Source organism: Candidatus Anoxymicrobium japonicum (assembly GCA_002843005.1).
Lineage (GTDB): Bacteria > Actinomycetota > Geothermincolia > Fen-727 > Anoxymicrobiaceae > Anoxymicrobium > Anoxymicrobium japonicum.
In genome coordinates this window covers 1-9,524 of record PHEX01000064.1, presented here as the reverse complement: position 1 = coordinate 9,524, position 9,524 = coordinate 1, and the positions used below count along the sequence as shown (strand labels likewise).

Below are 9,524 nucleotides of genomic sequence, written 5' to 3'. Positions count from 1 at the left end.
AAGCGCCGAAGGGTCGGGTCAGCCCGCGCTCAGGCGCATGTCGGGCGCATGCCCTTGCAACCACTGCTCCAGCATCATGGAGATCCAGATCATTTCGCCAAAATAACCGGGATGCTCGTAGAGGTGCTTGCCGAGCAGTTCGTCGACAAATTCCTGACGCAGGATGCCGCGCTCGACCAACCCGCCGACCGACGTCGTGGCGAGCTTTCGCAATGGCTCATGGCGGGTCGCCCAGACACCGAAGGGCAGCCCGAAGCCCTGCTTTTTCTTAGTGATGACTTGGTCAGGCAGGAAGCCGCGTAGTGCTTCCTTGAAGAACCAGCGAAGTTTGGTCCCCTTGAGCTTGTAATCGATCGGCAAGCGCATGGAAAACGCGAGCAATTCGCTGTCCAGCATGGGAAAGCCGACGTCGATCCCGGCCAGCCGGGTCGTTCCAAGCACCTTGGGCAGGTCACTTTCCGCCAGGGTATAGCGCCAATCGAAGGCAAGGTGCCGGTTGACGGCACTTCCGGTCTCCGGGCTTGCCCAGACCTCGCGCTGCTGATTGAGCGGGGCCTGAAGATCGACCTGTTCGAGAAACTGCTTGGCAAACACCCGCTCGATGCCCAGCCGCTTGATCAGGTTGTACATTTCGAGGCGATCCGGCATCGGCGTGTTGGCTTGCTCGGTGTAGCTGGCCGCCTTGCGCAACAGCGAAATCCCCGCCGCGCCAGGCATGCCGATGATCGGCTCGATCAGACCGTTGCGAATGAATGCGGGCGCGTATTGATAGAGGTCGAAGATGCGATGCTTGGCATAGCGGGTATTGCCGCCAAAAAGCTCATCGCCACCATCGCCGGCGAGGATACGGGTGATACCGTCTTCCTTGGCCATCTTGGCGCAGTAATAGGCCGGCAGGGCCGAAGAGTTGCCGAATGGCTGGTCGTAGGATCTGGCCACTTCGGGAATGCTGCGCACCAGATCATCGGGCGTCACATAGTATTCGTGATGCTCGGTCTTGAAATGGCGGGCCACGATCCGGGCGTACTCCATTTCATCGTAGCCTTCGGCTTCGAAACCGATCGAATAGGTGGCCGCCGGCTTGCCGGTGACCTCGCCGATCATGCCCGCGACGGTCGAGCTATCGGTGCCGCCACTGAGGAAGCAGCCCGCCTTGCCGCCATCGAGTTGCCTTGCCGTCGCGTTGTGCAGCAGCCCGCGAAACTCGTCGCGCAAGGTGTCGAAGGAGGCGCCCTGCCCCTCCGTAAAGACGGGTTTCCAGTACGGCTGGATGCTCAGGCGGCCGTTGTCGAAGACGCCGAAATGACCGGGCGGAAGCCGCAGAACATTCTGGTAGATGGTTCTGGGCGACGGAATGGCATGGAAGTAGAGGTAATCGAAAATAGCTTGCGGATCGATGGCCTGAGCGCTATCCGCCAACTGATCTGCCCGCGGCGCCAACTCGATCTTGCTATCGGATACGCGATAACACAGAGTACGTACGGCGAAACGGTCGATTGCAAATACGATCCGTCCGTCAGGCATGGCTAGGGCAACTGAAAAGTCGCCCCCAACATCGGCCAGCCCCTGACCGCCCGCGCGTTCGAAAACCTGCTGCCAAGTTTCGATGACATCCTGACCAGCCTCGGCCAATAGCTTGCCGTTCGGCAGGCGAGGGGAACCGGAGAGGTGGAGCAACTGGGGTGCGGCCATGGTGTTTTCCAAAATCTGATTGTTATTCACGCGGCAGATAGCGCGACAAGAAAGCTCAGGGGGGCGTCGAAGTCTGGAAGGCCCCGGGACTTAGCGGGACGCCGCCGGTACTGCGAGTCGATCGGGGATGCAGGTATTCCTTGGCCGGACGCAGATTGACGCCAGGCACTATCGGTGGCTCTACCGCCTTGTACCGGAGACCGGCGTTTGGCAGCAGGCGATAGTCTTCGCGCACCGCCTGGACAAATTGATCCCAGTCGACGTTGAAATTGTTGCGGTAATCGCCGGGACCGGCACTCTCCAGCTTTCCCTTTCCAACCAGAAGATTGTTGACCGCAACAACCTTCTGCTGCCCGGGCTTCATGCGAAGAAATATCCCGCCCTGCGGACGGTTGTCGACCAAGGTGTTGTTGATCAGGTAGAGCGCGTTGTTTGGCCAACGGTAACCTTCGGCACCATAGGAAATCAGATGTGGGTTCTCGGTGGTCGAATTCTGCTGAATCAGGTTGCCGACGATGTAACCGACCCCGCCGCTCGGCAATTCGAGTTCATAACTGGCCTTCCCACCAACTTCGTCGGTCAGACGATTGTAGAAAATGTGGTTTTCGGCCGCCCTGCTCTTCAGCAGATGGCCCACCCTGGCGTGATGAAAATAGCTGCCAATGACCGTCAGGCGGGCGATCGTGCCAACATAGAGATTGTGACTCTGGCCGTCGCCATGGCCGTTGTTGCCGAACTCACTGTTGATGATTTCAAGCGTGGCCTCAGGATTCCCCCCGGTCAGGATGCCGTTCTCGTTGTCAAGGAAACGACAGTCACGAACGAACAGATTGCCTTTTTCCAGACGGATGCCAGCGCCATTCCTATCATTGACCTTGGCACCGATGAAATCGAAGCCCTCGACGCTGATGGCGCCGCCCCTGAGAACCCAGATCGCTTTGCCCTCTGCCGACATCCCGTCGGCAATCATTCGAACCCTGCCGCCAACTGCCTTGATTTTGAGCTTGGCCTGCATCCAGACAGTGACATCATGCAGATAATCGCCAGCATCGACCTCCACGGTATCTCCCGCTTGGGCAATTCGCGATGCTTCACGCAGCGTCTTTATCTCGCGTTGTGGGCCGACCTTGACCACGTGCTCAGTCTCTTTGCGCTCGGGTTCACCGGCCTGTGTTGGCGCAGTTCCCAGTAGACCGACAACGGCGATCAGCAACAGGACAATGATGAAGATGTTACCGGCCGAGGCAAACCTTGCCGCACAACAATCCGACCAGCCGAGGGTTGGTCCGCACACGCCACAGGGAGAATCGGCAGCGGTCTTCATGATGCTATGCGCTGTCCGCGGCCAGCAGGCGTTGGACACAATCGGTCAACGTGCCAACAGTTTCAAAGATGGCGCCATCCAGCTGGTCTTCGGGAAACTCGAAACCGAGCTCTTCCTCCAGCGCCGAAACCAGCGAAACGATGGCCATCGAGTCAAGCTGGGGCAAGGCGCCGCGCAACTTGGTGTCAGCCGTGTATTCGAGCGCACGGCCTTTCAGGTTGAGTTCCCGGTCGAGAATCTTCAGAATGGTCTGCAGTGTGTTCATCAATGGCATTCCTTATAGTTTTACAGGTCGAGGGCGACCGATTCGGAGTAGAGGTAGTCAATATCGTCGCTAGTCAGCGTGTCCGATTTGAATTGTTTGGTATTGAACCCTGTACGGATTTTTGCAATTCGAGGAACGGCCGGCAGCATACGGCGCTCGACATGCGTCGACACCATGCCGCGGAGCAAGAAATGCAACTGCAGCGTAGCCAATCCCTGCAGAAAGCTCTCGCCGTCACTCAGGTATAGAATCGAGGCAGAAGGCAATCCCTTGAAGCTACGGCGCTTGTAGATGATGTGACACCAATTCCCCGGCCGACCAAGCAGAATCTGGTTCAACCAGGGAAAGGCTGCATGATCCAGCCATTTTTTGGCCAGATCCCCGGAGAAATCCCGGTCGATACGCCCGGAGTCTGTCTCGACCCGCCAACCAAAGCTGGGAATCGGTAGATTCGGAAGGACGATCACTGCCTCGTCGAGCGGTTGGAACTTGAGGAACTGAAGCGCCCCCGCCACTACCTTGGTTGGTGAAAAATCGGTCAGGTGTATACCCTCCTGAGCTACCAGACGCATGGCCAGTTGCATGCTGAACTTGCGGTAGTCGTCGAGCACGCACCAACTGGTGATGTTGCAGAACCGCTCTGTCCGGCCGCGAATCAGGCGGTCCGCGTAGATTGCGCCAATCCCCCCGACAACGCGCCCTTCGTCACGCAACATATAGCCAAAATTGGGCCGCTCGGCAGCCCAATTGGCGGAAAGTCCTTCAATCCACTCCTCACGGCTACGCTGATAGCTCATATGCTGGACGAGGAAATCGGCGAATTCCCGCAGATTTTCTTCGCTAATCGCTTCTATGGTCGGTTTTGCCATTGCAGTTTCACATCCGCTGAAGGGGAGCCTGTCCATGCTCAGCATGGAGGCCTCGCAGCCAATCGATTCCCCAGACCGCCACCTGCTCTCGCCACTCGCCGGACGAGAATGTATGGTCGGCATAGGGCAATTCATATCGCTCGGTCTGGCGTGCGGCAAGCTGCTCTTTCCAGGCGGGCTCCCTTGCTACCAAGTCATCGAATTCCTTGGGCACCAAATCCCGTCCACTCATGACCATCATGATTCTGCCGCGAAAATGTGTGAGGCCTTCCAGCATCCGCTCGGGCAATGGCCGCCGATCCATTTGTTGCGACGATGTTCCTTTCCGAGTGCTTCCTCGTGCCTTCGCGATCATTTTGAAGGCAGAACGCACTGAGCCGAGGATATCGAACTTGAGGGTGAACACCTTGGTCCAGAATGACCGCTCGGTCAGCCGGTTAAGGTAGTAATGCTTGACGACCGCTCTAGCCTGACCTTCCTCGGTGCGCACCCAAGGATTGAGCATTACGATGCCCAGCACTCGCTGATCCTTGTGGGCATAAAATAGCGACGCAGAACAGGCGTTGCACTCCCCCCACAGAACCACCCCTTTCAAAGACGGGCATTCCTGATAGAGCCTGTCAATCGCCGCCCGAATGTCGCCTTCCGCATTTTCGTAACCGACGTACTCACCGTAACTGTCGCCCATCCCTCGGAAATCGAATCTGAATACCGGAAATCCCTGCGCCGCAAATTTTCGCGACCAGAGTAATAGCTGCCGATGGCCGCCGATACGATATTGAGGTCCGCCGGCAACCATGACGAGCACGCCCAATTCGGGATTGCCCTGTGCCTGATGCAGCATACCAACCAATGGGATGGCGTCACTTTCGAAAATGATCGGTATCTCGTTCATTTTTGCCACCGCAAGGATTTGACCCATTCAGTTGTTTGCTCAACGAGCTCGGGCGAAATATAGCGGTCATAAAGCGCCCAGAAGGCTGGTGCGTCAAAAGCAACTGCGTCGACGTGCCTGCCAGCCTGTCTCCACCCTTCGACCAGATTTTGGCTAATGGTTGAAATGACTGGTTCGTCGCCGCTCCCTTTTTCAAACCAAGCCATCGATACTGATTCCGGAGGCATCAAATCGATCAACCTAAGGCCATCGATGCTGCGCGCCAATTCGGGAGCAATTTCATAGCCGGCCACTTCTATACTCTGACCAGCAGCCAGCTGTGCACGCATCCCCGCGGTCGTATCCTTGGGGATATCGGTTCTGTCCATATTGGCTGCTATACGCATTCGCATGAACTGGGTGAGATAGTGCTTCCCGTCAACAACAGCTTGCCAGGCGATCACCGCCTGCACATGCGGAAGATTCCGAATGGCTTCAAATGCCAGAGGAACCCCCAGCCGAATGCCGAGAAGCGCAGAACAACCGCCGGCATGGGTTGCTTCGAGCCATTCGGCACATGTTCGAATGTTGTCAATCCAAATATCCCAACGCGCCTCGCCATACTCACCATCGCTCTCGCCGGTACCGAACAAGTCGACGACGAGCGTCCCGATCCCTGCTTTTGCAAGAGCCTGGGCCTGAATGGTCACCATGCTGCGGCAACGATTCATCTCCTCATTGAATGCCGGAACAACGAGGACATTGCCCCAGCAACCCTCTGCCCCGCCCATCGGCTCATGGTAGACACAAAACAGACGCCCATTGCCACATGGGAGAAAGAACGGCCTCGGCGCAGAAGAAATGCTTCCCGACAAAATCACACTCCCCGGCATTGGCCAATCAAAGCATGCCCTTCTTGCGAAGTACGAACTCTGCCATCCGAGTCAGCGACCCCAGGTTGTCGACATTGATTTCCTCTTGGGCGAGAGGAATCTCGTAGGTCTTTTCATACCACGCGATCAGTTCCAGCAAGCCCGTGGAGTCGATAAGGCCGGTCGCAGGAATAATGTCGTCCACCGCCAGTTCAGAGGCATCATCTCCAGTCTGCGCAGCAATTTCGACGATCTTGGCCTTGATTTCGGCCTCTATGGTTTCTTTGTTCAATGGCATTTTGTCCGGTTTCCGTACGTTAATCTTTCTTTGGCTGCGCCAGCTTTTTTAGCGCAGCGACGACTTGCCCACCATTCAGCACGCGGTGGTCATAGCTGGCTCCAAGCACCCCTCGCCCGCCCTGCCCTGCAGCATGGGCTACCATCAGAGCGGTATGCGGCGGAAGTATCGGGATGTGTCGCGTGACCTTCCAGCGTTCCATGCTGGAAAACCCGATGGTGGCACCTGAGGCTTCAGACTCGCGCAGATTGTGCCCGGTAGCCCGACGCAATACGTCCCCCAGCGAATTTACGAAACCCAATTGATCCAATTCTTGTGCGTTGCGTACCACGGCAAGATACAGGGACTCTCCTGCCTGGATTGTGAACCCGAGATTGACAGAATCGTATTCATATCGCTTGTTGCCAACGAAGGTAGCGTTCAGTCGCGGAACTTCCCTGGCAATTTCGACCAGCCGCGATGCCATCAGGGGCAACAAGGGCGGCATGAGCAAGCCTTTTTCTTCCTGAAATCGTTTGGCATATTCGGCCCAAAACGCGAGGTCATAGTCGATCTCGATATAACCGGGCACAGCAAAATCGCGGTGCCAAGCCACCGTTGCCGCCATGCCTTTCTCTTCCCGCGTGAGATCGACAGGTGATCCGGATATTTCCGGCAGGCTTTCGGTGGGGATACCCGCCACCGCGACATTGGCACCTATCTTCGTGCCGGCCAATCCGTGCTGCGACAGATAGCGCTCCACGGCTTCCACGGTGATCCGGCCATCGATTGCTGGAATTTGTCCCACCTGCAACCCATGCTGAGCCAGCATGATCCTCGCCTTGGCCGTAATTAGCGAAGCGTGCGATCCGGTTTTTCCGACAGCGTCGGTGGTGATTTCCGGAATGGCTTCTTCCGCGGTTTCGCCCAGCCAAAGCATGACACTGCCGACCTTTACGACTTCCTCGGGTTGGCCAACAAAGCCAAGAACATAACCGTTCACTGGCGCCGTGACGTCAAGTACGGCTTTGTCAGTTTCTACCTGACCGATAATCTGTTCCGCCATGACCTTGGCGCCAATTGCGACATCGAAGGCAAGAATCTTTACTTCGTCGTCGTTATTATTGATGCGTGGTACGTGTATTGGGGTCGCCATCTATCGATTTCCGATCACTACAGAATGTCCATTACGGCCGCAACGATTGCGTCCTCATCTGGCAGTTGCACACTTTCCATGCTGCGCGCCGAGGCGATTGGCACCTGCGCTGTACCGAGGCGCGCAACTTTTCCCTGATATCCGTTTTCAGCAAGCATGGCGAGCACTTCCGCACTAAAACCAAAATGGTGATGTGCCTCTTCAACCACCAGAATGCGCGGCCGATGCAGCAAAGCTTTCATCAATGAGAAGCGAGGCAGGGGAGCAAGCAGCGCTGGCGCCACAATTTCCACAGATAGCTCCTCGCTTTGTTCAAGGATGCGCGCCGCCTTTTCGGCGATCGGCAGCATGCCTCCATACGACAAAAGGGTGATGTCGGGATCATCGCTGCCACTTCTTAACGTTGGGAACAGATCGGCCCCGATGTCGTCCGATTCGGCAAAAATCGCCTGATAGCCAGCAGGATCGGGCTTCTCGCCGTATAGCAACTTGTGCTCGAGAAACAGGGTCGGATTCGGCCAGCGGGTGGTTGCATCGATGAGCAGTTGGCCGAGGCTGTGCCGATGACTGCCGAATACTACGGTCAACCCTGGAACCGACACAAAAATGTTCTCCAGGCTCTGACTATGCGTCGGGCCATACCCACGCCGCCCGCCACAGGGCGCTCGAATGACGATAGGGACAGACGACTCGGCGAACATGCCAGGAAACTTGACCGCATGGTTATAAATCTGATCCATGCACAGCGTCAGGAAATCGGCAAACATGATCTCGACAATCGGCTTTTTCCCGGCCATGGCCAACCCAATTCCGGCACCAGTAATGCCAGCTTCGCTGATCGGCGTTGAAATCACCCTACCCTTGAATTTCTCTGACAAGCCAGCTGTGACCTTGAATGCGCCGCCATACGGGTCGTGCAAATCCTCACCGAGAAGCATCACATCGGGATCGTGTTCAAGAAGCTTGTACAGAGCATCGTTCAGAGCCGCTCTGATGTTGGGCACGGCAGACTCTGCCAGGGGGAACTCGATATCCAGAGTTGGCTTGAATACATGCTCGGGCACTGGATCAAAACTAGCCGGTGCTGATTGCATGGCAACACGCTCGACTTCCCCGAGGAAAGCTATGCAAGCAGCCTTTATTTCCTCGACCTGCGCTTCAGGGAGGCTGGTTTCCAAAGCGAGGAGCGGATCTTTCGCTGCAAGCTTTTCGAGCTCGACCGGGTCTCGTAAATCATCTCCCTTGCTGTGCGGCCCGAGACGCCCCGTGTCGATGACCAACATACCGGGACGTCGTGCTTGCCGCAATTCGGAAACCACGTTTTCAACCTGGATTGAAAAATCGTCTTCCCGATCGCTCAGGCGCCATGTCAACAGACCGAATGCTTTGCCTCGCAGTTGGATGTCTCCCCCTATCGTGTCTCGCGTATAGGTGGTTTGAGCGATGCCGTTGTGCTCGACCACAAACAGCACTGGGGCATTCCAGATCGAGGCTAAATTCATGCTCTCGTACAACAGCCCTTCGCCAAGCGTTCCATCACCGACAACGACGGCAACAATCCCTTGGCTTCCTTTTGCTTTCAAGGCAGCGGCCAAACCCACGCCTATCCCGGTCATGCCCGCCTGCACACCATTGCTGTGAAAGTTACGAAAGGCAAGGTGCTGACTACCCCCATAGCCGCCGCAAACCCCACCTTCGCGCCCCATGATTTCGGCAACCAAGCCAACGAAATTACCCGAGTAGGTCAGAAAATGTCCGTGGTTTCTATGATTTGACAGAACATAATCATCTGGATGACCAAGCGCTCGCACAACCGACATCTGGCAAAGCTCCTGGCCCAGGCAGGTATGGGTAGTTCCCGACACCAACCCCCGCCCGAACAGATCGAGTACCAGTTTCTCGGTTTGACGAATCAAATGACCATAGGCGAACAACTCACTGGGTGTTGTTCCGATGCAGGGTTTACCAAATGCATCGACAGCAAAAATCGGGGATATCTCCATCTACCAATCCAAAGTCTGCCGCACTAGGCAGCGTTGCAACAACCGGAAAAAACAGAAGCACAGACGAATGCAGGTCCAATTCAGTCCACTAATAATCCCGTTTTCAATCCTACGAACTGGGTCAACGAACCTACCGTAGCAAACATTGCACTATCAATTTCATCGTCATCTATGACACACCGAAAACGTTCT

General features: G+C 56.2%; 9 protein-coding genes. All 9 read right to left on the bottom strand.

Features of this window, described 5'->3' with window-relative positions; translation table 11 throughout:
- Positions 1-18 precede the first annotated feature (18 nt).
- The 9 genes from CVT63_06700 to CVT63_06660 are packed head-to-tail and all read right to left on the bottom strand — an operon-like array spanning position 19 to position 9,332.
- Positions 19-1,692 (bottom strand): asparagine synthase, encoded by a 1,674-nt coding sequence (locus CVT63_06700; protein PKQ27690.1) that lies wholly within the window; start codon positions 1,690-1,692, stop codon positions 19-21.
- A gap of 55 nt (positions 1,693-1,747) precedes the next feature.
- On the bottom strand, positions 1,748-2,986 hold the full coding sequence (locus CVT63_06695) for a hypothetical protein (protein ID PKQ27689.1): 1,239 nt from the start codon (positions 2,984-2,986) through the stop codon (positions 1,748-1,750).
- Positions 2,987-3,020: 34 nt separating this feature from the next.
- Entirely contained in the window at positions 3,021-3,281 is a 261-nt protein-coding gene (locus tag CVT63_06690) for an acyl carrier protein (protein PKQ27688.1), read from the bottom strand.
- 20 nt (positions 3,282-3,301) lie between these two features.
- Positions 3,302-4,150, bottom strand: a complete 849-nt coding sequence (locus CVT63_06685) for a hypothetical protein (protein PKQ27691.1) — start codon at positions 4,148-4,150, stop codon at positions 3,302-3,304.
- A gap of 7 nt (positions 4,151-4,157) precedes the next feature.
- Positions 4,158-5,045, bottom strand: coding sequence for a hydrolase 1, exosortase A system-associated (locus CVT63_06680; protein ID PKQ27687.1), 888 nt, complete (start codon positions 5,043-5,045; stop codon positions 4,158-4,160).
- Positions 5,042-5,917, bottom strand: a complete 876-nt coding sequence (locus tag CVT63_06675) for a hydrolase 2, exosortase A system-associated (protein PKQ27686.1) — start codon at positions 5,915-5,917, stop codon at positions 5,042-5,044. The genes CVT63_06680 and CVT63_06675 overlap by 4 nt, the downstream gene beginning before the upstream one ends.
- Positions 5,918-5,924: 7 nt before the next feature.
- Entirely contained in the window at positions 5,925-6,194 is a 270-nt protein-coding gene (locus CVT63_06670) for an acyl carrier protein (GenBank protein PKQ27685.1), read from the bottom strand.
- A gap of 19 nt (positions 6,195-6,213) precedes the next feature.
- Positions 6,214-7,329: a hypothetical protein gene (locus CVT63_06665; GenBank protein ID PKQ27684.1), complete on the bottom strand. Its 1,116-nt coding sequence runs from the start codon at positions 7,327-7,329 to the stop codon at positions 6,214-6,216.
- Positions 7,330-7,346: 17 nt separating this feature from the next.
- Positions 7,347-9,332, bottom strand: a complete 1,986-nt coding sequence (locus CVT63_06660; GenBank protein PKQ27683.1) for a 2-oxoglutarate dehydrogenase — start codon at positions 9,330-9,332, stop codon at positions 7,347-7,349.
- Positions 9,333-9,524: the final 192 nt, after the last annotated feature.